This window comes from Clostridium sp. AM22-11AC (assembly GCF_003473545.1).
Lineage (GTDB): Bacteria > Bacillota > Clostridia > Lachnospirales > Lachnospiraceae > Enterocloster.
Genome location: NZ_QUCM01000005.1, coordinates 53356 through 76972, shown reverse-complemented (window position 1 = coordinate 76972; position 23617 = coordinate 53356). Strand labels below are relative to the sequence as shown.

Genomic DNA, 23617 nt, shown 5'->3' with positions numbered 1-23617 from the left:
AATAATCCTGTATGCTGTCCTTATTTTGCCTGAAGGATAGCGCCCTTGTCACCGGAAGTTACCAGTGAAGCATATCTTGCCAGATAACCGGTGGTTACCTTAGGCTCTCTTGGCTGCCATTTAGCCTTTCTGGCTGCCATTTCTTCATCAGAAACCAGTACGTTTAACTGATGATTATCAATATCAATGGAAATGATATCTCCCTCTTCTACTAAAGCGATCGGGCCGCCTACAGCTGCCTCAGGAGAAACATGTCCAATGGAAGCGCCTCTGGAAGCTCCGGAGAAACGTCCGTCTGTGATCAGTGCTACCGTAGAGCCAAGTCCCATTCCTGCAATAGCAGAAGTTGGGTTTAACATTTCTCTCATACCAGGACCGCCCTTTGGTCCCTCATAACGGATCACAACAACATCACCGTCAACGATCCTGCCGCCCTTGATAGCTGCAATAGCGTCTTCCTCACAGTCAAAGACTCTTGCCGGTCCTTCATGCTTTAACATTTCAGGAGCAACTGCAGAACGCTTTACAACGCCTGAATCTGGCGCCAGGTTGCCCTTTAAGATAGCGATACCGCCGGTCTGGCTGTATGGATTGTCGATTGGGCGGATGACATCCGGGTTCTTGTTTACACAGTCCTTGATGTTCTCTCCAACGGTCTTTCCTGTAACAGTCATGCAGTCCAGATTTAACAGGCCCTTCTTGCTGATCTCATTCATAACAGCGTAGATTCCGCCTGCCTCGTTCAGATCTTCGATGTAGGTGTGGCCTGCAGGTGCCAGGTGGCACAGGTTTGGTGTTCTTGCGCTGATCTCATTTGCAATGTCTACGTTTAACTCAACGCCGGCCTCATGTGCAATAGCCGGTAAGTGAAGCATACTGTTGGTAGAACATCCTAAAGCCATATCCATGGTTAAAGCATTCATAAATGCTTCTTTTGTCATAATATCTCTTGGACGGATGTTTCTTCTTAACATCTCCATTACCTGCATACCTGCATGCTTAGCCAGCTTGATACGCTCAGAGTAAACAGCTGGAATGGTTCCGTTTCCACGAAGTCCCATACCAAGAACCTCTGTTAAGCAGTTCATACTGTTTGCGGTGTACATACCAGAACAGGAACCACAGGTTGGACAGGTCTTATTTTCATATTCTTTTACATCTTCTTCGGTCATCTTTCCTGCTGCGTAGGCGCCAACTGCCTCGAACATACTGGAAAGGCTGGTCTTACATCCCTTTACGTGGCCTGCAAGCATTGGGCCGCCGCTGACAAATACAGTTGGGATATTTAATCTTGCTGCTGCCATTAACAGACCAGGAACGTTCTTGTCACAGTTTGGAACCATGACTAACGCATCAAACTGATGAGCCATTGCCATACATTCTGTAGAGTCAGCGATCAGATCTCTGGTAACCAGGGAATATTTCATGCCAACATGTCCCATGGCAATACCGTCACAGACTGCAATAGCCGGGAATACAACCGGAGTACCGCCGCCCATGGCAACGCCTAATTTTACAGCTTCTACGATCTTGTCCAGGTTCATATGTCCCGGAACGATCTCATTATAAGAACTTACAATACCAACTAATGGCTTGTTCATTTCTTCTTCTGTCATACCAAGTGCATTAAAAAGAGAACGGTGAGGTGCCTGCTGCATCCCTTTTCTTACTGCATCACTTCTCATATTTTTTATCCTCCTGAAATTCTGGCACATTTTCCAGTTTTCTTTTCGGGAAAATATGCCCTTTTCTCTGAATACTTAATTAGTGGATACGCTCTGCAACCAGATCGCCCATCTGGGTGGTTCCAACCTTGGTACAGCCTTCTGACATAATATCGCCGGTGCGGTATCCGTCTGCCAGTACCTGACGTACAGCTGCTTCTACTGCCAGTGCCTCTTTGTCCAGATCACAGGAATAGCGAAGAAGCATTGCTGCGGAAAGAATAGTTGCTAATGGGTTTGCAATGTCTTTTCCTGCAATATCCGGTGCGGAACCATGGCTTGGCTCATACAGACCGAACTTGGACTCATTTAAGCTTGCTGAAGATAACATTCCAATAGAACCGGTGATCATACTTGCTTCATCAGAAAGGATATCACCAAACATGTTTTCAGTCAAAACTACGTCAAACTGTCCCGGGTTCATAACCAGCTGCATTGCACAGTTGTCAACTAACATGTGGCTTACTTCTACTTCCGGATAATCCTTTGCAACTTCATTTACAACCTTACGCCATAAACGGGAAGTGTCTAACACATTTGCCTTATCAACACTTACCAGCTTTTTACGGCGCTTCATAGCGATCTCAAAACCTTTGATTGCAATACGGCGGATCTCATGCTCGCTGTATGGCATGGAGTCTACTGCGTACAGTTCTCCGTCCTTTTCCTCGGTGCTTCTTGCTCCGAAGTAAACACCGCCGGTCAGTTCACGCATAATGACCATATCAAAGCCGTTTCCAATGATCTCTTTCTTTAATGGGCACGCATCTGCTAACTGCTCAAAAAGATACGCCGGACGGATATTTGCAAACAGTCCTAAACCTTTACGAATCTTTAAAAGTCCTGCTTCCGGTCTTAACTCAGGTGCTACATCATACCATCTGGAGTTGCCAACATCACCGCCTACAGCTCCTAACAGCACTGCATCTGAATTTCTGGCTGTTTCCAGGGCTTCATCTGTCAGCGGAACACCATATGCATCAATGGAGCAGCCGCCCATTAAAATATCTGTATAATTGAACTTATGTCCGTAAACTTCTCCTACTTTATCTAATACCTTTTTAGCCTCTCTTACGATCTCAGGGCCAATACCATCTCCTGGAATTGCAACGATATTATAATTCATAATTATTATCCCCTCTGTTTATTATTCCTTTTGGTTATACATTATGTAATAACTGTAATTTCTATCAATCATATCTCATTTGGGGCTTCATTTCAACTGTTCCAGGTCATTTTCCCTATGACAAAATATACATGTTTGGAATTGCCGGTATAACTTTAAATCATATTTCTACTGGATCTCACGGATCAGGCAGTACTGTTTTAAATCAAAATGCTTCTGGACAATGCCAAAAAGTTTAAAACCAAAATGTTCATACATAGGCACATTGTCCGGGTTGTGAGTCTCCAGTGAAACCATAAGATGATGCTCCTGGGCATAATGGATCACTTCTTCCATCAGGATGGCCGCCAGACCATGATGCTGCATGTCAGGATCCACTGCCAGGTAGATCACATGAAGACGTTCTTCCTGGTGAAGCTGGTCTGTCCAGCGTGAATTTAAGTAATCACGGCCTCTCATAAAATTCCACAAGGTCTTAAGGCTTGGGTCCTCTTTGATCAGATATTCATCTGTTTTCAAGCTGGCCCAGGCTTCTGTCAGATAAAAGGTAAGGGGATTATAAGGCTCTGACTCATCCGATACCACCAACAGGGAATTCATTTCCTCGCTGTCAGAATAGATCTCACAGGTTTCAATAAATTCCGTAAGATCACACTTAAAAAGCTCCGGCAGCAGCCGCTCCCTGGTCTCTTTTTCCGGTATCAGCTTGCAGTATAAAGGGTCATGGGCGAAACATTTCACCAACAGCTTTTCCAGTTTTGGCAGGTCTTCTTTCTTTACTCTGTATAACGTCTGACTTTCCATACTATATGTCTATTCTCCTTACTGTTTTTGAACGCAGCCTTCCATGGCAGCTAAAAGCTTCTCCACAGAAGATGCCATATAATCAATATCATCCCGGTAGCACTGCTCCTGGGCATTTGCCGCCTGGAGCAGGATCTTGTACTCTTCTTCCTGATCCGGTCTTTCTCCTGCTTTCTGCAGTTTATTCTTTTCTTTTAAGCTTACTACCAGATCATACAGGTTTTCGTGGTGGATAATACGGCCATAGCCCCATTTTAACCGGTCTGCAGGCTGGTTTAATACATACTCTGTAAAATAACGGAATACTTCCCGGTCAAACAGGAAGGCATACCGGTTGTTGTCGATCTCATAAACGGCTTCCAAAGCGCCTTCCGGGTCATCCTCTTTTAAGCAGCCGAGAGCCTTGTAAATGACTTTCAGGTTCTCCCCTACTCCCTGCTGAGGGAACAGTACATCATCATGCCAGTTTAAGCGGACAAAATAGTCCTGTTCCTTGCGGAAGATATAAAGGAGGGAGCTGTTTAAGGCTGCATATTCGGCTGCCATGGCCTTTGCTTCTTCATATTTTCCTGCTTCCAGAAGGTTTTTGTAAGTTTCATTGATCTTCTGGATCTGGTCATATAACTGACGTCCCAGCTCTTTTGCCTTTTTCAGGCGTTCTAACAGGACCGTCTCATTTGCCTCTGTCTTTTCACACAGCTTTCTGTCCACGCTGTCTTCCACTGCTGCAAACAGCCGTTCAAAGTCCATAGGTACTACTGCTGTATGGTCAAATGCCAGCACCAGCTTTCCATAAAGATTGTGATGGAAGCGGTAAACCGGCTCATCATAGAAATCTTCATTGTCAAACTGGGAATGATAATGGGTCTCCATAAACTCTCCATCGCTAAACTCATTTACAGAGGATGGAATACCTGCAATGGCAATGGAAAAATCATCGGACCAGGTCTGGATGGGGAAGTGGACTTCCAGGCCTTCCGGGTATGCCTCTTTAGACGGTTGGATATGTTCGGTTGCCTTCTTCATAAAGGAAGCGTATTCATAGGTACAGCGGACTGCATCCTTCTTTCCATGGGCATGGGCCGGAAGCTCGAAGTTAAAGTCTGCGATCACCTTTCCCTGCCACTCCGGATGGGCGGTAAATACCTGTTCGTAGGCACCGGTGGACCAATCATATTTGGAGTCTACCACACCCCACTCTTCTGCTGCCATAGCACAGAATACAAGAGTTTTTCTTGGCTTATATCCCATATCGATAAAGGTCCTTGCAATTCCAAGCATCATGGCAACAGCTGCGTTATCATCCTGGAAACCAGTAAAATAAGAGTCATAATGGGCAGACAGCATGATCATCTGCTCCGGCTCTTCTCCCGGGATCATACCGGTAATGTTATAAGACTCCCGGTCACGGATCACTGTAGACTGGGCATCAAATAATACCTGGATCTCCTTAAAATCTCCTGTATAATTTCCAGTTTTTTCCATATTTCCCATGTCTTCTTTTAAAATAGCTGCATCTGCCTGGGAAATGGAGAAAGCAGCCGCTTCTTTGGGACCTGCAATGTCCTGGGCATTTAAGGAAGTATCATGGATCTCCCCATATCCCTGATCCTGGACAGCGATCAGCGCAGCTGCTCCCTTTAAATGAGCCTGGTAAACAGGGAAATTGATCCACCATTCTTCTCTCTGGTTGATATCGATGAGCACCAGTTTGCCTTTTACATCTATATTTTCATAATTTTCCGCTGTGCCCCGTCCTAAGTAGACCATAGAAAATTCCTGAAAACCTTCTGTATGGAAATCGGTCTGGTAGGCACCTAACTGAAATTCGTATTCTTTTCCTTCTTTATCACGGTAACGAAGGACTGCGTGATGAAAGTCCCAGCTGTCCACTTTGATCTTGTCCTTCTGAACATTCTGAAGGCCCATTTCCTGCATTTCTTTTAAAAGCAGTTCTCCTGTCTCCCACTCTGCTTTAGAGCCGGCTGTGCGGTATCCAAGCACCGGATTGGTCTTTGGTCCTTCCATTCTTTTTGCAAGATCGTAAGATTTTTTTACATCAACAGCCTGTCCAAAGGCTTCTTCCCATTCCCTTAAACTGTTCATTCTTCTGTCCTCTTTCTTCTATGTACTCTTCTAATCTCTGTATGAGAACACATCTATCTCAAATGCTGCATTTATAATAACACAAAATAAGCCGCTGCAAAATGTCTTTTTACACTTTGCAGCGGCTTAAACTTCTTAATAATATGTTCTACCGAAAACTTACTGGGCGATCCAAGCTCCGTCTTCACCTACCAGATAATTGTCCGGTGTCATGCAGTTGGTGAGCATATCACCGTTTTCAGAGCAGTAGTAGCTCTTTCCTTCCCAGTCGATCCAGCCGGTCTTCATATAACCGTTTTCATCAAAGAAGTACCACTTTCCGCCTAATTCTTCCCACTTATTTGCAGGATAGGTGCCGTCTGCTCTGCGATACCACCATCTTCCATCCGCTCCCTGTTTCCATTCACCGGTAGTACCGGAAGCTGTATTTACATTGGATGCATTGGGATCTGCCTTAAACTGTGCTACTTTTTCTCCACTGATATAAACGCTGTTTGACTCAGTCCAGTCACCTTTTACAGTAGGATCGTACTTATTGACCGCACGTACCTTTACCATATAGGTTTCATTTGGTTTCATCATACGTTCCCTGCAGTTAGCGGAATTGGTATTGGTCTCCAAAGAAGTTCCTACGATCTTTCCTTCTCTGTATACACGAACCTCATAACTTCCTGCTGTACTGATAGCCGGCCATGTAGCAATTCCATTATCTGATAAAGTAATTCCTTCCATATCTTTCAAGCTGTTCTGGAGAGAAGAAAGGGTAACATCCAACAGCAAAACAGAGCTGGATTGCTGTCTGGTGGACTTTTTAAATTCCGCGCCGCCCTTTAATGTAACTTTATCCTTTGTAAGGGCTGTAAAATAATAATCATCATCTGCTGTCAGGGTGATCCGGATCTCCGGTGTCATATCTTCTGTCCAGTAAAATCCTTCATTTAAGATCTCGTAACCATCCACACTATAGCGGTTGCTGCTGCTTTCGATCTCAATGATCTCCTGTCCAAAATCAGTCTCCGGTTCAATATCCGCTTTAATGCTCACTGATACAGATGTGATCTTTTTTCTGCTGGCTGCATAACCTGGAAAAGCACTCATCATTGCAAGTACGCCTGCCATTGCAGCAGCGATCAGTCTTTTTTTGCTGTATGCCATTTTTATTCCTCCTTTTTCTCACAAACCATCTATGCATCAAAACAAATTTTTAATGCACACACCTGTTCAAACAGGTTTCTCTCTCTACTCTAAGGGTATCTGTTTTCCCTTATACTGTCAATAAAGTTTTCCTTACGATTTTATCAGAAAGTTTAAAGGAAATGGGGTTAAAAAAAGCTCCATCGCAATGATGAAGCTTTTTCATATGATTTTTACTTAGCATAGTCCGTTACTCTGGATTCACGGATCACATTGACTTTGATCTGTCCCGGATATTCCAGTTCGTCTTCAATACGTTTGGAAATATCTCTTGCCAGCAATACCATATCGTCATCGCTGACCTGTTCAGGAATAACCATAATACGGACTTCCCGTCCTGCCTGAATAGCAAAAGACTTATCTACGCCCTTGAAGGAATTTGTAATATCTTCAAGCTGTTTCAATCTGTTTGTATATGTTTCCAGTGTTTCTCTTCTTGCACCAGGTCTTGCAGCAGAGATCGTATCTGCAGCCTGAACGATGCAGGAAATAAGATTGGTTGGTTCTGTGTCTCCATGGTGAGACTCTACAGCGTTGATAACAACTGCAGACTCCTTGTACTTTCTGCAAAGATCTGCACCCAGCTGTACATGAGTACCTTCCATGTCATGGTCAACAGACTTTCCAATATCATGGAGTAAGCCGGCACGTTTTGCCAGACGTACATCCACACCCAGCTCAGAAGCTAAAAGCCCTGATAACTGTGCTACTTCGATCGAATGCTTTAATGCATTCTGACCATAGCTTGTTCTGAACTTCATCCGTCCTAACAGTTTTACCAGTTCTGGATGGATGCCATGGATACCAACTTCGAGGCAGGCAGCTTCGCCCTCTTCCCTCATATTGTTCTCCACTTCTTTCTGCGCTTTTTCTACCATCTCTTCGATTCTTGCCGGATGGATACGGCCGTCCACGATCAGACGTTCCAGTGCAATTCTTGCTACTTCCCTGCGGATCGGATCAAATCCGGATAAAACAACCGCTTCAGGAGTATCATCAATGATCAGTTCCACACCCGTTAAAGTCTCAAGAGTACGGATATTACGTCCCTCACGACCAATAATGCGTCCCTTCATCTCATCATTTGGAAGCTGTACTACAGATACAGTCGTCTCAGCCACATGATCTGCTGCACACCGCTGGATGGCAGTTACAACTAAATCTCTGGCTTTCTTATCAGCTTCTTCTTTTGCCTTGTTCTCAAGTTCTTTGATCAGCTTTGCTGTATCATGCTTTACGTCTTCTTCAACAGATTTTAAAAGATATTCTTTTGCCTGTTCGGAGGTAAGACCGGAAATTCGTTCCAGTTCCTGTATTCCCTGCTCATACTGGGCTTCCACTTCTGCGGTACGTTCACCGAGAATGTTTTCCCTTCTGACCAGATCAGCCTCCTTCTTTTCAAGGGCATCTGCCTTTTTTTCAACGTTTTCTTCTTTGCTTAATACACGCTTCTCGTAACGCTGAAGTTCTGCTCTTCTTTCCTTGGTTTCTTTTTCCAACTCATTTTTTGTCTTTAAAGATTCTTCCTTGGCTTCCAGGAGAGCTTCTCGCTTCTTTGTTTCTGCAGTCTTTAATGCTTCATCTATTATCTCTCTGGCTTTTTCTTCTGCACTTCCTACTTTACTGTCATACTGCTTGCGCTCATAGGAACGGCCTGCAGAATGTGCAATAAAACCAGCAATAATAGCCGCGATTACCGCGCCGATCAAAACAGGAATTATGATCTGCAACACAGGAGCACCTCCTTATATTTAGTTTTCATTGTACGAAATACAACATATTAATTTTATACTTTTTTCAGAATTGTGTCAAGTATATTCCTCTTATTTTCCCGTTGTACCGACAACATAAACAAAAGACAGCCGGGTCTTCTTTAATAATCTGCCACATCCCTCAAAACTCGACTGATCACCTCAAAGGAGAAGCCTTTCCGTCCTAAAAAAGCTGCCAGCTTCTGTATCTCTTTTTTATCTTCCGGGATTCTTCCCCCGGTCTTCTTTTTTAAAAGGGCACGGACTGTTTCTTCCTCGTCTACAGGATTTTCTTCTAACATCTGGCGGATCTGATCCCGGTCTACTCCCTTTTGCTGCAGTTCATAGGTGATCTGCCGTTTGCTCTTTCTTCCTTTATTTACATGGATATAATTTTCTGTATAGGCATTGTCATCAATAAAGTGGTATTCCTGAAGAAATGAAAGTACACGCTCCGTAACTGACTGTGGATAACCGTCATCTTTTAATTTCTTTATCATCTCCGCCTGTGTACGGCCCTGTGACTGAAGAAGATATAATGCCCGGTCCCTGGCTCTTTTAAGAAGTATTTCTTCTTCGATCATTTCATATGTTTTTGCAGGAAGATCATTTCCCTCTTCTATATGAAAGCGGGCTGCTTCGCTTTTATATAAAACAAATGCAAAGTCTCCCTCCAGGAAGACTTTGCATTTTCTCTTATCTACAGGCACAACTGCCTTAACGATCATTCTTCTTCAGCCTCACCAGCCATCAGCTCTTCTTCTGTGCCTTCCGGAAGAATGGAACCGGTCAGTTCTTCCTCTTTCTTAGCTGCCTCTCTTGCCTGTGCCTCTGCTTCTTCAGCACCTGGCAGATTGTACTTTACACGTACCTGGGCTTCGATCTCTTCACAGATCGCAGGATGAGAAAGAAGGTACTGCTTTGCGTTCTCACGTCCCTGTCCGATCTTGGAGCCATCATAAGCGAACCATGCACCGCTCTTTTCTACAATATTCTCTTTTACAGCAAGATCTAAGATATCGCCTTCCTTGGAAATTCCCTTTCCGAACATAATATCAAATTCTGCCTCTTTAAATGGCGGAGCGATCTTATTCTTTACAACCTTTACGCGGACACGGTTTCCTACTACTTCGCCGCCCTGCTTTAATGTCTCGATCCTGCGCACATCCATACGGACAGAAGAATAGAACTTAAGGGCACGACCACCGGTAGTAACTTCCGGATTTCCGAACATAACGCCTACTTTTTCGCGCAGCTGGTTGATAAAGATAACGATACAGTTGGACTTGCTGATGATGGCAGTCAGTTTTCTTAATGCCTGGGACATGAGACGGGCCTGAAGACCTACGTGGGAGTCACCCATCTCACCATCGATCTCAGCTTTTGGAACCAGGGCTGCTACAGAGTCCACGATCACAATATCTACTGCACCGGAACGTACCATAGTCTCTGTGATCTCTAAAGCCTGTTCCCCGTTATCCGGCTGTGAAATATACAGATCATCAATATCTACACCGATATTCTTTGCATATACAGGATCTAAGGCATGTTCTGCATCGATAAAGCCTGCGATACCGCCTCTTTTCTGTACCTCTGCTACCATATGAAGGGCAACGGTAGTCTTACCGGAAGACTCAGGACCGTACACTTCAATAATCCTTCCCTTTGGAACACCTCCCAGTCCTAATGCAATATCAAGACTGATGGAACCGGTAGGAACTGTTTCAATATTCATATTTACACCGGACTCACCTAATTTCATAACGGAGCCCTTGCCGTATGCCTTTTCAATCTGAGTCAAAGCAGCATCTAATGCTTTTAACTTTTCCTCTTTATTCATATCTCTATTCACGCTCATCTTTTCTTCTTTGCCCATGTTTTCCTGCTACTAAAAACATATACACCTGTGTATATGCTAGATGATCCGCTACAATCTCACGATTTGTAGTTACTGCTTCAATGTGTATGCTTTGGCGGTCGCAAGCAACACGCTACTCACAAGTTCTTGTACACTCCACAGTCGTAAATTCCCAACTAAGCCATTGGTACATACCTATCAATTCATTTCATTGATAGATATAGGTTTCATCTATATAGCTTTTCCTTTCCTAGTTTTTATTTGTTTATCACTTGGTTTTTGTGGATTTTAAACCATTACTCAATTACAGCCAACAAGGTTCTACCCTATAGTTAGCAAGACATTTCTTAATACATCTTCCCGAGAAAATAAATGCGAACAAGTGTTCTGTCGTGTACCATAATCATAGTACAGTTATTAAAAATTGTCAACCTGCTTTTCGATTTCTTCTTTGTAATGTAATTTCTTCTTTGTAAAGTTACTTTGTAAATCCTTTTGGTAAAAGCGGGCGAATGCCCCTGGAAGGGAGTTTTTAATGTCTTTGCAGTGTGAATACCTGCGGGAGTTGGTTTTACAATAACATATTTATTTTCTGTTTGCAAGATGCATTAAAAGGGTTTAAAAAGGCCGCAGCCCGGAAAAGATCCCGGACCACGGCTATATGAAAAAACAACTGAGCGAAATAAAAGAATTGTATAACAAAATTACTGTGCAATAAAGTCTTCCAGAGCCTTTGCATCCAGTTCTGCTGCTGCGTCAGACTGCATCTGATCCCATAAGCCTTCTGCCTTAATATCAGAGAAGAAGCCATTGCACCAGTTTGCAAAATCTTCATTTCCGTACGCCATACACAGACCACAGCCTTTATCAAATTCATCCGTTGGTTCCCATGTAAGCTTATCCACTACTACCAGATCATCATTAGCAGCTACAGACATTGCTGCCGAAACTGCATTCATACAAGCCAGATCTGCTTTTCCGTTCTTAACAGCCAGAAGCATGTTCGGAGTATTATCTAATTCCTGGATCTCAGCATCTGGATAGAGATATTTTGTCATTGTAATATCAATGGATCCCATCTGTCCCGCAACCTTAACACCTTTTAATGTTCCGGTAAACATATCACTGTTTTCATTGTCCTTCTTTGCAACATAACATTCATCAGATTTATGATATACATCTGTAAACAGCCAGGTCTTCTTGCGCTCATCAGTAGGAGACAGACGTGTTACAAAATATACCTGGTTTGCCTGCAGTGCGGACATACAGCCTGTAAAATCACTTTCATAAAAATCAACTGTCACTTCACGCCCCAGGTAATCACTGAGACGTTTTGCCATCTCATACATTCCTTCTACTTCAAATCCCACCAGCTCATCTTTGCCATCTTTAACTGTGTGGAAACAGAATGTAGGATTATTTCCAATGATTCCCACTTTTAATTTTCCGTTTTTGATGATATCTTCAAAGATCGGACCATGCTCCTGTTTTGCAAATTCTTCCGGAGAAACAGAACCTGAGGAAGCTCCTGATGTGGTTTCCTGGGCTTTTTCTTCTGCTGTAGTCTGTGCAGCAGTCTCTGCCTGAGTTTCCGCAGGCGCAGCTGCAGTCGTTTCCTTGGCACCGCCAGAACATGCTGCAAGAGAGAGTGCCATCATGCCCGCCATACAAAGAGCCGCCATTTTTTTCATTTTCCTCATAGTCATTTCCTCCTTAAATAATATCTTGTCATAATATTTTCTTTATCTTTATAACATCTTGCTTAAAAATTCCTTCGTCCTTTTATGCTGTGGATTTGTGATCACATCTTTAGGATTACCTTCCTCTACAATATATCCTCCATCCATAAATACCAGCCGGTCACCTACTTCTCTGGCAAATCCCATCTCATGGGTCACTACTACCATAGTCATGCCATTTTCCGCAAGCTGGCGCATGATTTTCAAAACTTCTCCTACCATTTCCGGATCCAGCGCAGAAGTTGCTTCATCAAAAAGGATAACTTCCGGATCCATTGCCAGTGTTCTTGCAATGGCTACTCGCTGCTTCTGGCCACCGGAAAGTTTGGATGGATACACATCTGCCTTGCTTTCCAGGCCTACCTGCTTTAAAAGCTCCATAGCCTTTTTTTCAGCTTGTTCCTTGGGAATTTTTTTTACTTTTCGCAGACCGATGGTCACATTGTCCAGTACACTTAAATTTTCAAACAGATTAAATAGCTGGAACACCATTCCAAATTTTTCACGATACTCATCTAACTTCAGATCTTTTCTTAAAATAGACTGTCCGTGAAACAGGATATCACCGCCTGTAGGTGTTTCTAAAAGGTTTAAGCAGCGCAGCAATGTGGATTTTCCGGAGCCGGACGGACCGATCACTACCACTGCTTCCCCTTTCAGAACCTTCATATCTACGCCTTTTAACACTTCAAGACTTCCAAAATTTTTCTTTAATCCTTTTACCTGGATCACGGCTTCTCTCTGATCAGTCATGTGCACGCAGCCTCCTCTCCAGTATTCCTACCAGTTTCTTTAAGACATAGGTGATCACAAAATAAATAAAGGCAGTTACGATCAACGGCTCAAATGCCAGGAACGTATTAGCACGTACTGAATTTGATGTATAGGTCAGCTCATGAAGTGCAATAACGGATACAATGGACGTATTTTTAATAAGAAGGATGAATTCATTACACAGGGACGGGAGTACATTTTTAATTGCCTGTGGAATGATGATGTAAAAGTTCGCCTGTAGTTTGGACATTCCAATACATCTGGCAGCTTCCATCTGGCCTTTGTTTACCGCCTGCATTCCGGCTCTTGTATGTTCTGCAATGTACACAGAACTATTAACTGTCAAAGATACAACTGCCGCCCAGAACTGTGGAAGCGACGTTGCGATCCCGTAGTACACAATGAATATCTGTACCATAATAGGAACACCGCGGATAAAATTAATCCACCAGTCAATGATCGTACTTATGATTTTATAGTTCTGCACACGGATCATGCCCATGATCACACCAACTATACTGGAAAGGATCAAAGTCCAGAATGCCAGCTGAAGCGTTACTTTTAAGCCGTCCATATAATAGAACCAATATTTTGATAAAAATGTAAAATTCAGTCCAAAGATCATATTGGTCACTCCTTACAAAAATGCTATTCCCCCATTACCTCAATGAAATAATGACGGATCTGTAAACCATCCAGTTCCGCAAAATATATGTTCTGTTCTCCGCCCGTCATCATTTTCCCGTCAATCACCGGGAAAATACAGTGATTTCCTACCAGCATGGACTTTAAATGACCCGGGGCATTTCCTGAACAGGTTCCATAAGTTGGAAGCATATGGGTATGTACGTAAGGAAAATCTTTTGGAACAATGCGTTCCAGCTGCATTTCTATATCTTTTTCTACACAAGGAAGTGCTTCGTTGATCATAATTCCGGTAGTTGTATGTTTGGTGATAACAGCAACCATTCCGTTTTTGATTCCGCTGTCTGCTACAGCTTTTTTCACTTCATTTGTGATGTTGATCATATCAAATTCATGTTTTGTCACAACTTCGTTTTCATACAGTTTTACCATGTTAATCCTCCAGTCCTAAAAAGCGAATTGCATTTTCTCCAAGAATAGCTTTTTTTACATCTTCACGAAGCGGCAGGTTCAGGATACCATCCAGACTTCTTACATGGCGGAAACGTGGATTGTTGGAACCAAACATAACCTTATCCTGGAAGCAGTTCTGAAGCCAGTTTAAATTCATATTAACAGAAAACAGATGACTATAATAATTCCTTGGAGAATCCATATAGACCATAGAAGTATCCGCATATACATTTGGATATTTCATTAACATCATGATGGTCTCTTCCCACCATGGCCATCCCATGTGAGCCAGACAGAAGCGAAGGTTAGGATAATTGACTGCTACATCTTCAAAAAGGATCGGTTCTGAATACTTGGAAGGAGTATCCGGTTCCCAACTGTAACCAGCGTGGAACATGATTGGTTTGTTATGCTCCTCACAAACTTCATAAAGCGGTGCCAGCAGCGGATCGTCTGCATACATGTGAAGGCGTGAAAGATTTAACTTAAGTCCGAAAAGCTTCTGTGTTTCAAAAGCATATGTTAATTTTTCTTTTGCCTTTGGATCTCTTGGATCTATACTTGCAAATCCGATAAAACGTTCTGGACAGGAAGCTACGATCTTTTCCATCTCTTCATTGCTGACAATGGGTCTTCCCATCTGAGTGGAATAGTCTTCCGGAAGCCATACAACTTTATCAATCCTTGCATCATCAATTAAAAGTTTCTCAAATTCAATAGGATTACGTCCTGATTTGAATACTCCAAATTGCTGCTTACGAAAGCTCAAATCTTCCGGATCTTCATTAATTACATCAAGCAGAACAGGATGGGCATGAATATCAATAATCATAAATTTATACTCCTTTTCATATTTTTTACAGATATGGATTAAATGTAGAAATCACTTTTGCGGATTGTTCAGCGCCTCTTCTCATACATTCCTGTATACTCTTTCCGTCTATTATGCCGCTTATAAATCCTGCAAAATAAGAATCACCTGCACCTACCGTATTTACAACATGTTCCACGGGAACGATCTCGCCTTTATAAAATGTTGAACCGTCATAGGCAATAGAACCAAGCTTTCCAAATGTAGCGATCATCAGTTTTACACCTTTTGAATGTGCATACTTAAGAAATGCTTTTCCTTCTTCAAAGTCATTCCCAAAAGATACCAGACCACAGTCAATATTTTGAATCACCTCTTCCAAATCAGGATGTTTCAGATTATTCCCAAGATCAAAAAATACTTTTGTACCACTTTTTCGTATATCTCCCAACCTGTGATTTAAACGTCCCGTAAAATCACTGTGCATCATATCATGGCGGCAGATATATTCCAGAGTTTCTTCTGAAAACTCATAATCCTGCATGATCCCCCGTACAGGAGTTCCGTGTACCCGGTCATTGTCCACCAAATGTAAAGGTACTCTTGGTGTCATACCTCCTGGTATTACTTCCAGATGAGAGCAATCGATATTTCTTTCGTGGAACATTTTTACCGCTTCTTTTCCGTATTCATCATCAGATACAGCGGAAATAATGGATGCTTCCATATCTTTTCCTTTTTTTATGTCCAGCAGATTGAATAGCACATCTACCCCATTACCCGTTATGTAATAACGATTGTTAAAATCCGGATAATAATCAACGCATACATAACCTGCTGCTGCAAATTTTACCATATTACCCTCACTTTCTTTTTATAACATCTTGTTTCTGTTCTAGATACATCTCGTATCAGCTTGATGTCATTATATAACGTTATATAATGTTTGGCAATAGCGTTTTTACATTTTTGTGATTTTTGTGGTATTTAATTATTATTTTTTGTGCATTTTGCAGTGTCAAGGTATAAAAAAAGATACCGTAAAGTTATCAATTTTGTAACTTACGATATCTATTCCTTTTACTTTACTAAATTCACCTTTATTTTTATTTTATAAAGATCACATTATAATTGTTAATTTATACCGTTCCGGATTGATTACCAACTTTGTATAATGAATCGCATCCCCATTTTGATCAAATGCCATATCTTTCTGTAAAATCAATGCCTGACGTTCACGCACTTCCAGCTTTTGTGCCTCGAACTTTGTAGCATAGCAAATATCCATAATTTTACTAAAATGGCTTGGTTCCGTCCCGTGTCGACGGAATATTTCAAACGTAGAACCACAAAGATCTTCGCTCATCAAATAAGAAAAACGTTTCGGAAAATAACCATCTTCCACCATCACAGGTACCCCATCACATTTGCGTACACGAAGCACTCTTAAAATCGGTTCTTCCTCTGGAACATGAAGGTGATGGCTGATAGACGGCAAATTACTGACCCATCCTGCAGATATCAATTCTGAAGACGGTACCTTACCATCCTTAATACACATTTCTGTAAATCCTCTCATCTGCCCTTCGTTAAAATTATTTAATTTCCTGGCTGAAACGAAAGTTCCGATTCCCTGACGTTTTGTTACATAGCCTTCGTCTGCCAAGATCTCGAATGCTTTACGCACCGTGATACGGCTGACATTATATTCTCTGCTGATATCCTGCTCTGAGCCTAAACGGTCATCTTCTTTTAAAATGCCATCTCTAATCTGTGCTTTTACTGAATCCACAAGCTGCTGATACAATGGAGTAGAATATTCTTTATTAATAGCCATATCATTCCCTCATTTCTGTCCTTGTAACAAGAACATAGTTGTTATAATACATCTTATACTGATTTTAACATATTCATAAAAAAAGTACAACCTTTCATCTTTCTTATATAAAAAATTTATCATCAATGCACAATATCAGGCATTTTACTGTCCGCGGCCGCCGGAAAGAATTTCATAAATTCCGGGAACTGTATGTTTTAACAGCTCTCCCAGGACCTTGCTTATACCAAGGATCAGAAAAGGCATAGTCAGGAAAAATACTGCTGCAGCCCCCTGATTTCCTTTAAAAAGTACAGCTCCGGCTTTGTTAAAGAAACGGGCCCATGGAAAATGGATGGCATAAAGGAAAAAGCTGTTTTTTACTGTAGAAGTGGCTGGTCTGAAGGGTATTTCTTTTAAAATACTGTAGAAAATAAGCACTCCCAGTAAACGGGTCAGAACAGTATGGACCGGTGTAAAATGTAAAGTTGCTCCAGGTCTTCCAAGAAACCATAGGGTAAGCCAGCAAAGAATAAGAATGGCAAACCAGATTTTTTTCCCGGAAGATGTATTTTCTCCTTCCACCTTTTCAGAAAAAAGCACAGCATACCCGGCTGCACTGTAGTAGAACAGAGCATCCAGATTTAAGATGGGTAAACTTACATTTTTCCACAGAGCAGTTATAAGAAGGAGCAACCATAACAGACCGCTCCATTTCCGGCAGATGATCCAGTACAGAAAAGGCGCCAGAACCACTAAAAGCAGCAGCTGGAACAGATACCAGAACACGGGATTATATTTATAATATGCTACCGCCTGAAACAGTTCTTTTAAACCAAAAGCAACCGGCTCTTTTCCAATGATCTTTTTCACAAAAGAAAGCCTTGTGACTACAACGTAACCCAGATAATAAAGAATATTCCACAAAACATAAGGAAGAAGAAGGCTTTTGCACCGGCTCTTCCATTTGGAAACTGTTTTTGAAAACTGGAAATTTCTGTAAAAAAGATAGGCAGAGATCATGAAAAAGCCGGGAACTGCGATCTGTCCTAAGGTCTGAGCGAAAAAGAACTCCAGCCTGTAAACCATTGTTTCCCTTCCTAATTCCCCTAAAAACAACTCTGTATTTTCAGAATGGACCCATACCACCATCAGGCTGAGGATAAAACTCATCCACCAGATATGTTCCCGAAACCATTTTTCCCTCATATCTTTTTTCCAACTTTCTGCCAAAAGGGGCCATGCAAAACAGCTTGTTTCCTGCTATTTTGTCACAGCCCCTGTAAACTTATATGTTATATAACTGGATCAGCGCTCCTGGTTAAGCATTATTTTCGCTGTTTTTAGCTGCCTGCTGCTCTTTATATCTTTCAAGAAGCTTGTTGATCCTCTTGGTAGGTGTCAGCAGATCGCTTAAGGATGCGTCATGGTTCAGGTTATCAATGATAAGGGCAATGTACTTGCTCATATCTACATCAATATAGTATGGTCTGCTTAACAGATCTGGTGTCTGGTATACCAGGTTGGTAGTAAGGATACGGTCAATGAGACCATCCTGATAATACTGGTCAAACTTTGCAAGTCCGCCGGTGAACAGACCGAAAGTAGCACAGATAAATACTTTTCTTGCTTTTCTGCGCTTTAATTCCTTTGCAACATCTAACATGCTCTCGCCGGAAGAGATCATATCATCAATGATCAGTACGTCTTTTCCTTCTACGCTGGAACCTAAGAACTCATGAGCAACGATCGGGTTTCTGCCGTTTACGATCTTGGTGTAATCACGGCGCTTATAGAACATACCCATATCCAGTCCCAGCATATTTGCGAAGTAGATGGCACGGCTGGTACCGCCTTCATCCGGGCTGATGACCATCATGTGGTCGCTGTCGATCTGCAGATCCGGCTCATTCTTTAACAGATGCTTTAAGAACTGATAGATCGGCTGTACAGTCTCAAATCCCTTTAACGGAATTGAATTCTGTACTCTTGGGTCATGTGCATCGAAAGTAATGATGTTTTCAACACCCATATTTACAAGTTCCTGAAGAGCCATTGCACAGTCTAAGGACTCTCTTCCGGAACGCTTATGCTGACGGCTTTCATACAGGAATGGCATGATAACGTTAATTCTGCGTGCCTTGCCTGCTGCTGCAGCGATAATTCTCTTCAGATCCTGGAAATGATCATCTGGAGACATATGATTTGTCATTCCAAACAGTGAATAGGTCAGACTGTAATTACATACATCTACCATAATATAGAGGTCATCACCTCTGACAGATTCTTCAATTGTTCCTTTTCCTTCACCGGAACCAAACCTTGGTGTGTTTGCTTCCAGAATATAGGAATCTCTCTGATATCCGGAAAATGCGATAGTTGACTTATGTTCGCTTTCTCTCTCTCTTCTCCACTCTACCAGATAATCGTCCACCTTTTTTCCAAGACCTGTGCAGCTCTTTAAAGGAATAAGGCCTAAAGGACCTACCGGAATTGTTTCAATGATTTTTTCCTCATATAACATGATATTTATCCTCCTGTTTTAACCGGCATTGCCTTGTTATCTCATACGAATGCCAGCATATATCTTTATACCATTTTTCGTTTGTATCCGTCAAGATATCTTAAGGGTTATCTTTTTAACAGACGGATATCCCTGCCGTAAAGAGGGATAATACGGTAACGCATGATACGGGAAGTCACACGGTCCGTATAGGAGTCACGCAGCTGGGTCAGGGAAAGATTGGTGGAAATGATAGTGGAACGGTTCATATTCATTCTCTCATTGATGCAGTAAAATAACTGGGAGGAAGTAAAACTGTTGTTTAATTCGGTTCCCAGATCATCAATGATCAGAAGGTCACAATCCAGGATATACCGGTAAGTGTCCTTCATCTCTTCTGCCTGATCATAATCAAATTTGTTTCTTGAAAACACTTCAAAGAGATCACTGGCAGAAAAATAGATCACGGAATGATAGGTATCCATCAGCTTTCTGGCAATGCAGTTGGTGAGAAATGTTTTTCCCACTCCTGTGCTTCCTGTAAAAAGCAGGTTGTCCTGGTGACTGTCAAAATTCTGTGCAAATTCCATACAGCTTTTTACCACCCGGCGCATATAATCTGCATTGGTCATACCAATCTCCGGAATGATCTGGCTGTTATCATAATACTGAAATGTAAGATGATCAAAATTTTCCTGTTCCAGCACACGTTCCAGATTAGACTGGGCATAAAGCAGTTTCATCTGGGCCCGCAAAAAGCAATGGCACTTGTGGCCATCCACCCAGCCGGTATCCCTGCAGTCTTTACAGCGGTAATGGAGTTCTAAATAATCATCCGAATAACCAGCTGCCTTGATAAGAAGGGCCTTCTGTTCCTTCAGATCTGCCAGCTTTTCCCGAAGTTCGTAGATTGCTTCCTGATTTCCCTCTAAAAGTTTTCTGGCACAGGCAACGGACCGCTCCGCGATCTCTGCCTCTAATTCCTTTACAGCCGGAACTTTTTGATAGATCTCTTTTTTCCGCGCTTCCTGACTGTGCTGGTTTTCCATCTGCTGTTTTCCATATTCTCTCATAATGGCGTCATACTGAGAATTGCTCAATGCCATAAGTCTGTCTCCTTATTATTCCGGACTGTCCATCCATTCTTTCACATTCTGAAGCATCAGGGCGTCATAATCTGTATCCCTCTGTTTAAAATTGTGAAACTGATTTTGGGAAGTTTTTCTGTTATTTTGTGCTGCTGCCCCGTTTCCATAACTCTGAAGCCGCTTAACAGCACCATTTTGGGCACGTTCCGCCCTGCGGGCATCCATTCCCTTTACATCTGCTAAGGTTTTCACGCCCGCTTTCTTCCAGTCTGTAAGAATGGAGTCTGCATACTGAAAACTTGGGGTATGGATCGCATTAATGGTACGACTGCATGCTTCTAAGACCAGTTCACGGTCAAAGCCATAATCCTTAAACCATTTTTCCATGATCTTCTGCTCTGGGACTGCCGGTTTGCGGCTGTTTAAACCAAAAGCTTTCATGACCGCAAAAGCGTCTTTTGTATACGCAGTACTGTATTCCTGGGCTTCTTCGGCTGTGCGTATTCCTTTTTCATGCCAGTTTAAGGCTACTGTTTCCAGATAGCGCACCGATGTATGGCCATTCTGGGCACAGTATTCTGCCAGATACTCTAACAAGCCGATATTCATACCGAGAGTGTCATAAAGATAGGCAAATACCTGACAATCCCTGGGCGTAAACGCTTTGTTTAAAAACTTCTGTGCAATGTATAAAAGCTGTGAAAATTCCTCATCCTTATTTAAACGGCTTACCTGTTCTGCAGAATAGGCAGGAGCTGAAACAGGTGCCTGGGATGCAGCTGTTTCCTTTGATGCCGCCGGGGGTACTTCTATATCTATAGACCAGCTAGTACGATTTTGTTCTGCTGATATACCTTCCAAGGTATTATCCTGTACATTTTCTAAGACCCCGGCCTTCTGCCAGTAATTAATGGCTCTTTTTACATCTGCTTCTGTATGGTTTAGGGCATCTGCGATCTGTTCTAACGTCAGATCTTCCTGGTTTTGATGGCGAAGAATGTAAAGATAAACTTTTACATACTCCCCGTTGGCAGCTGCCATATAATTATCAATAAATGCATCGGCTACAGGGGTCACACCTGTACTTAACCGGTCCTTAAAAATCCTGCTCATCCTTACCACTCCTCATTGTTTTCATCATAACACATCCACATAAAAAAGAAAACAGGTGCATTTTTACACATCCACAAATGTGGATATTGTGGATAATGTGGACAGCGGTTTCCGTTTTTCCTGCTGCCACACTGACATACACCTGTCTTCTCCGCATAAAACCTTATGTTTTTAAATCGTGCGACATTATATTATGTTAATCTGGAAATCCACATTTTTTCGTTCTGAAAAATGTTGAAAACGCTGTGGATATTGTGGACAAATCGAGAGTACATCACTCTCCAAGGAGCTTTTCTCCCACTCTTACGATATCTCCGGCCCCCATAGTTATCAACACATCACCCTGCATACAATGTTCAAGGATAAATGTTTCAATTTCATCAAAAGATGGGATATAGTGGGCTGGTGTTCCCAGTTTTTCGATCCTGGAAGCAATATCAGCAGAGCTTACACCTAAGGTATCTGTCTCTCTGGCTGCATAGATGTCTGCCAGGATCACTTCATCTGCTGCGGAAAGCGCCTGGGCAAATTCGTCTAAAAATGCCTTTGTACGGGTATAGGTATGTGGCTGGAATACACACCACAGTTTCTTGTGCGGATAATTTTTAGCCGCTGACAGTGTAGCCGCAATCTCCTGTGGATGGTGTGCGTAATCATCGATAATGGTCACGCCGCCGATCTCACCTTTTTTCTCAAATCTGCGGTCTGTTCCCTTAAAGTTTTTAAGACCGGACATAATAGCGTCAAAGCCAATGCCCAGTTCCATAGCTACTGCAATGGCTGCCAGGGAATTGTATACATTGTGCTCGCCTGTTACACCTAAGGTAATGCGGTTGACGATCTCACCCTGGACAACCAGGTCGTAGGAAGGTCTTGCAAATTCATCATAGGTGATATTCTGGGCTGTATACATGCTGGAAAGGTCTTTTCCGAAGGTTACGATACGGCATGGTAAGCCGGATGTGATTTCGTTTATGTTTTCGATACTGCTGTTGATGACTAAAAGTCCGCCTTTTGGAAGTTTTTCTGCAAATAAGCGGAAGGAATGACGGATGTCGTTAATGTCTTTGAAGAAGTCCAAGTGGTCTTCTTCAATGTTCAAGATCACTTCTATGGTTGGATAGAAGGATAAGAAGCTGTTGGTGTACTCGCAGGCTTCTGTTACAAACAGGTCCGGTCCGCCTACACGGATGTTGCCGCCGATGTCTTTTAAAATACCGCCTACGGAAATGGTAGGGTCTGTATCAGCTGCTAACAGGATGTCTGTGATCATGGATGTGGTAGTTGTCTTTCCATGGGTTCCGGAAACTGCAACAGACTCTTTGTAGTTGCGCATTAATTCGCCTAAGAGTTCTGCTCTGGTAAGCATTGGGATGTTCTTGTCTTTTGCTGCCTTGAATTCCGGATTGTCCGGGTGGATAGCTGCAGTATAGACTACAACCTGGATGCCTGGCTCGGCTTCAATGTTAGAGGCTTTCTGGCCGTAGTAAATTCTGGCGCCCTTTTCTTCCAGGTGACGGGTTAAAGGGGACTCTTTTGAGTCGGAACCGGTAATAGTGAAGCCTTCTTCTAAGAGGATCTCAGCAAGACCGCTCATACTGATACCGCCGATGCCGATGAAATGGATGTGGATCGGGGTGGTGAAATCTATTTGATACATGGTGTGTCCTTTCTACGCGCTCTACTGTCTGCTTCGCAGACGGGTTGTTCGTTAATGGGCTTGAAAAAAACAAATGCCGCTTTCGCGGCGCTTGTTTTTTTCGGCACCCATTACATTATAACCACATTTACCCTGAAATGCTACTGGATTTTCTGTCAAATGTACTGCCAGCTTTATGCTTTTTTCCTTTGTACCTGCATAAAAACTTGCTGTTTTCCAGATTTATGCTATATTAAATTTGAACGTTATTCTTAGGAAAATGTATCATGATCAGACCTTTTTATAAATTATATACTTTGCAGGAATTTGCCCGTGCAGACCTTTTATGGCTGTAACCAGATGCTTTTTACCTGTATCATGTATACAACTTTATTCTACTTGATTTTCTATGATCTTATGGTCTGGAACTGAGCTTTTTACTCTTAAGTTTCCGTTCATTGTATCCCCAAAAC

At 42.4% G+C, this 23617-nt stretch carries 20 protein-coding genes; all 20 read right to left on the bottom strand.

Annotated features, from left to right (window positions below; all coding sequences use genetic code 11):
* Window positions 1-20 precede the first annotated feature (20 nt).
* The 20 genes from ilvD to murC all read right to left on the bottom strand — a co-directional run bounded on the left by ilvD (window position 21) and on the right by murC (window position 23165).
* Window positions 21-1685 carry a dihydroxy-acid dehydratase gene (ilvD, locus tag DW251_RS06850; protein WP_021871271.1) on the bottom strand — a complete coding sequence of 555 codons (1665 nt, stop codon included), beginning with the start codon at window positions 1683-1685 and terminating at the stop codon, window positions 21-23.
* Between the two features lie 79 nt (window positions 1686-1764).
* Complete coding sequence (gene leuB, locus DW251_RS06845; protein ID WP_118300543.1) at window positions 1765-2850, bottom strand: 3-isopropylmalate dehydrogenase; 1086 nt, start codon at window positions 2848-2850, stop codon at window positions 1765-1767.
* Between the two features lie 168 nt (window positions 2851-3018).
* Complete coding sequence (locus DW251_RS06840; protein ID WP_021871273.1) at window positions 3019-3654, bottom strand: GNAT family N-acetyltransferase; 636 nt, start codon at window positions 3652-3654, stop codon at window positions 3019-3021.
* 18 nt (window positions 3655-3672) lie between these two features.
* A complete protein-coding gene (locus DW251_RS06835; protein ID WP_118300542.1) occupies window positions 3673-5760 on the bottom strand; it encodes a M28 family peptidase in 2088 nt (695 codons plus the stop codon).
* Between the two features lie 159 nt (window positions 5761-5919).
* Entirely contained in the window at window positions 5920-6915 is a 996-nt protein-coding gene (locus DW251_RS06830; protein ID WP_118300541.1) for a hypothetical protein, read from the bottom strand.
* A 212-nt stretch (window positions 6916-7127) separates the two neighbouring features.
* Window positions 7128-8687 (bottom strand): ribonuclease Y, encoded by a 1560-nt coding sequence (gene rny / locus DW251_RS06825; RefSeq protein WP_021871276.1) that lies wholly within the window; start codon window positions 8685-8687, stop codon window positions 7128-7130.
* A 140-nt stretch (window positions 8688-8827) separates the two neighbouring features.
* The gene (locus tag DW251_RS06820; RefSeq protein ID WP_118300540.1) at window positions 8828-9433 is read right to left on the bottom strand and encodes a regulatory protein RecX; all 606 of its coding nucleotides are present in this window, start codon (window positions 9431-9433) and stop codon (window positions 8828-8830) included.
* The gene (gene recA / locus DW251_RS06815; RefSeq protein ID WP_243034901.1) at window positions 9430-10545 is read right to left on the bottom strand and encodes a recombinase RecA; all 1116 of its coding nucleotides are present in this window, start codon (window positions 10543-10545) and stop codon (window positions 9430-9432) included. The genes DW251_RS06820 and recA overlap by 4 nt, the downstream gene beginning before the upstream one ends.
* Before the next feature lie 722 nt (window positions 10546-11267).
* Window positions 11268-12263 (bottom strand): transporter substrate-binding domain-containing protein, encoded by a 996-nt coding sequence (locus DW251_RS06810; RefSeq protein ID WP_182433589.1) that lies wholly within the window; start codon window positions 12261-12263, stop codon window positions 11268-11270.
* Window positions 12264-12311: 48 nt separating this feature from the next.
* On the bottom strand, window positions 12312-13034 hold the full coding sequence (locus DW251_RS06805; protein ID WP_118300647.1) for an amino acid ABC transporter ATP-binding protein: 723 nt from the start codon (window positions 13032-13034) through the stop codon (window positions 12312-12314).
* A 13-nt stretch (window positions 13035-13047) separates the two neighbouring features.
* Window positions 13048-13701, bottom strand: coding sequence for an amino acid ABC transporter permease (locus DW251_RS06800; protein ID WP_021871281.1), 654 nt, complete (start codon window positions 13699-13701; stop codon window positions 13048-13050).
* Window positions 13702-13724: 23 nt separating this feature from the next.
* Window positions 13725-14153, bottom strand: a complete 429-nt coding sequence (locus tag DW251_RS06795; RefSeq protein ID WP_118300538.1) for a secondary thiamine-phosphate synthase enzyme YjbQ — start codon at window positions 14151-14153, stop codon at window positions 13725-13727.
* 1 nt (window position 14154) lies between these two features.
* Entirely contained in the window at window positions 14155-15006 is an 852-nt protein-coding gene (locus DW251_RS06790; RefSeq protein ID WP_118300537.1) for an amidohydrolase family protein, read from the bottom strand.
* Window positions 15007-15031: 25 nt separating this feature from the next.
* Complete coding sequence (locus tag DW251_RS06785; protein ID WP_021871284.1) at window positions 15032-15841, bottom strand: PfkB family carbohydrate kinase; 810 nt, start codon at window positions 15839-15841, stop codon at window positions 15032-15034.
* 264 nt (window positions 15842-16105) lie between these two features.
* Window positions 16106-16822 carry a GntR family transcriptional regulator gene (locus tag DW251_RS06780; protein ID WP_021871285.1) on the bottom strand — a complete coding sequence of 239 codons (717 nt, stop codon included), beginning with the start codon at window positions 16820-16822 and terminating at the stop codon, window positions 16106-16108.
* 144 nt (window positions 16823-16966) lie between these two features.
* Complete coding sequence (locus DW251_RS06775; RefSeq protein WP_118300536.1) at window positions 16967-18010, bottom strand: acyltransferase; 1044 nt, start codon at window positions 18008-18010, stop codon at window positions 16967-16969.
* A 112-nt stretch (window positions 18011-18122) separates the two neighbouring features.
* The gene (locus DW251_RS06770; protein WP_021871287.1) at window positions 18123-19325 is read right to left on the bottom strand and encodes a ribose-phosphate pyrophosphokinase; all 1203 of its coding nucleotides are present in this window, start codon (window positions 19323-19325) and stop codon (window positions 18123-18125) included.
* A 107-nt stretch (window positions 19326-19432) separates the two neighbouring features.
* Window positions 19433-20410 (bottom strand): ATP-binding protein, encoded by a 978-nt coding sequence (locus DW251_RS06765; protein ID WP_021871288.1) that lies wholly within the window; start codon window positions 20408-20410, stop codon window positions 19433-19435.
* A gap of 15 nt (window positions 20411-20425) precedes the next feature.
* On the bottom strand, window positions 20426-21505 hold the full coding sequence (locus DW251_RS06760; RefSeq protein WP_021871289.1) for a DnaD domain protein: 1080 nt from the start codon (window positions 21503-21505) through the stop codon (window positions 20426-20428).
* 274 nt (window positions 21506-21779) lie between these two features.
* Entirely contained in the window at window positions 21780-23165 is a 1386-nt protein-coding gene (murC, locus tag DW251_RS06755; protein ID WP_021871290.1) for a UDP-N-acetylmuramate--L-alanine ligase, read from the bottom strand.
* Window positions 23166-23617 lie beyond the last annotated feature (452 nt).

What these genes read in the sequence shown, in the direction of transcription:
- ilvD (WP_021871271.1), bottom strand. Translation starts at nt 1,685, where the DNA reads ATGAGAAGTGATGCAGTAAGAAAAGGGATGCAGCAGGCACCTCACCGT.
- leuB (WP_118300543.1), bottom strand. Translation starts at nt 2,850, where the DNA reads ATGAATTATAATATCGTTGCAATTCCAGGAGATGGTATTGGCCCTGAG.
- DW251_RS06840 (WP_021871273.1), bottom strand. Translation starts at nt 3,654, where the DNA reads ATGGAAAGTCAGACGTTATACAGAGTAAAGAAAGAAGACCTGCCAAAA.
- DW251_RS06835 (WP_118300542.1), bottom strand. Translation starts at nt 5,760, where the DNA reads ATGAACAGTTTAAGGGAATGGGAAGAAGCCTTTGGACAGGCTGTTGAT.
- DW251_RS06830 (WP_118300541.1), bottom strand. Translation starts at nt 6,915, where the DNA reads ATGGCATACAGCAAAAAAAGACTGATCGCTGCTGCAATGGCAGGCGTA.
- DW251_RS06820 (WP_118300540.1), bottom strand. Translation starts at nt 9,433, where the DNA reads ATGATCGTTAAGGCAGTTGTGCCTGTAGATAAGAGAAAATGCAAAGTC.
- recA (WP_243034901.1), bottom strand. Translation starts at nt 10,545, where the DNA reads ATGAATAAAGAGGAAAAGTTAAAAGCATTAGATGCTGCTTTGACTCAG.
- DW251_RS06810 (WP_182433589.1), bottom strand. Translation starts at nt 12,263, where the DNA reads ATGAGGAAAATGAAAAAAATGGCGGCTCTTTGTATGGCGGGCATGATG.
- DW251_RS06800 (WP_021871281.1), bottom strand. Translation starts at nt 13,701, where the DNA reads ATGATCTTTGGACTGAATTTTACATTTTTATCAAAATATTGGTTCTAT.
- DW251_RS06795 (WP_118300538.1), bottom strand. Translation starts at nt 14,153, where the DNA reads ATGGTAAAACTGTATGAAAACGAAGTTGTGACAAAACATGAATTTGAT.
- DW251_RS06790 (WP_118300537.1), bottom strand. Translation starts at nt 15,006, where the DNA reads ATGATTATTGATATTCATGCCCATCCTGTTCTGCTTGATGTAATTAAT.
- DW251_RS06785 (WP_021871284.1), bottom strand. Translation starts at nt 15,841, where the DNA reads ATGGTAAAATTTGCAGCAGCAGGTTATGTATGCGTTGATTATTATCCG.
- DW251_RS06780 (WP_021871285.1), bottom strand. Translation starts at nt 16,822, where the DNA reads ATGGCTATTAATAAAGAATATTCTACTCCATTGTATCAGCAGCTTGTG.
- DW251_RS06775 (WP_118300536.1), bottom strand. Translation starts at nt 18,010, where the DNA reads ATGAGGGAAAAATGGTTTCGGGAACATATCTGGTGGATGAGTTTTATC.
- DW251_RS06770 (WP_021871287.1), bottom strand. Translation starts at nt 19,325, where the DNA reads ATGTTATATGAGGAAAAAATCATTGAAACAATTCCGGTAGGTCCTTTA.
- DW251_RS06765 (WP_021871288.1), bottom strand. Translation starts at nt 20,410, where the DNA reads ATGGCATTGAGCAATTCTCAGTATGACGCCATTATGAGAGAATATGGA.
- DW251_RS06760 (WP_021871289.1), bottom strand. Translation starts at nt 21,505, where the DNA reads ATGAGCAGGATTTTTAAGGACCGGTTAAGTACAGGTGTGACCCCTGTA.
- murC (WP_021871290.1), bottom strand. Translation starts at nt 23,165, where the DNA reads ATGTATCAAATAGATTTCACCACCCCGATCCACATCCATTTCATCGGC.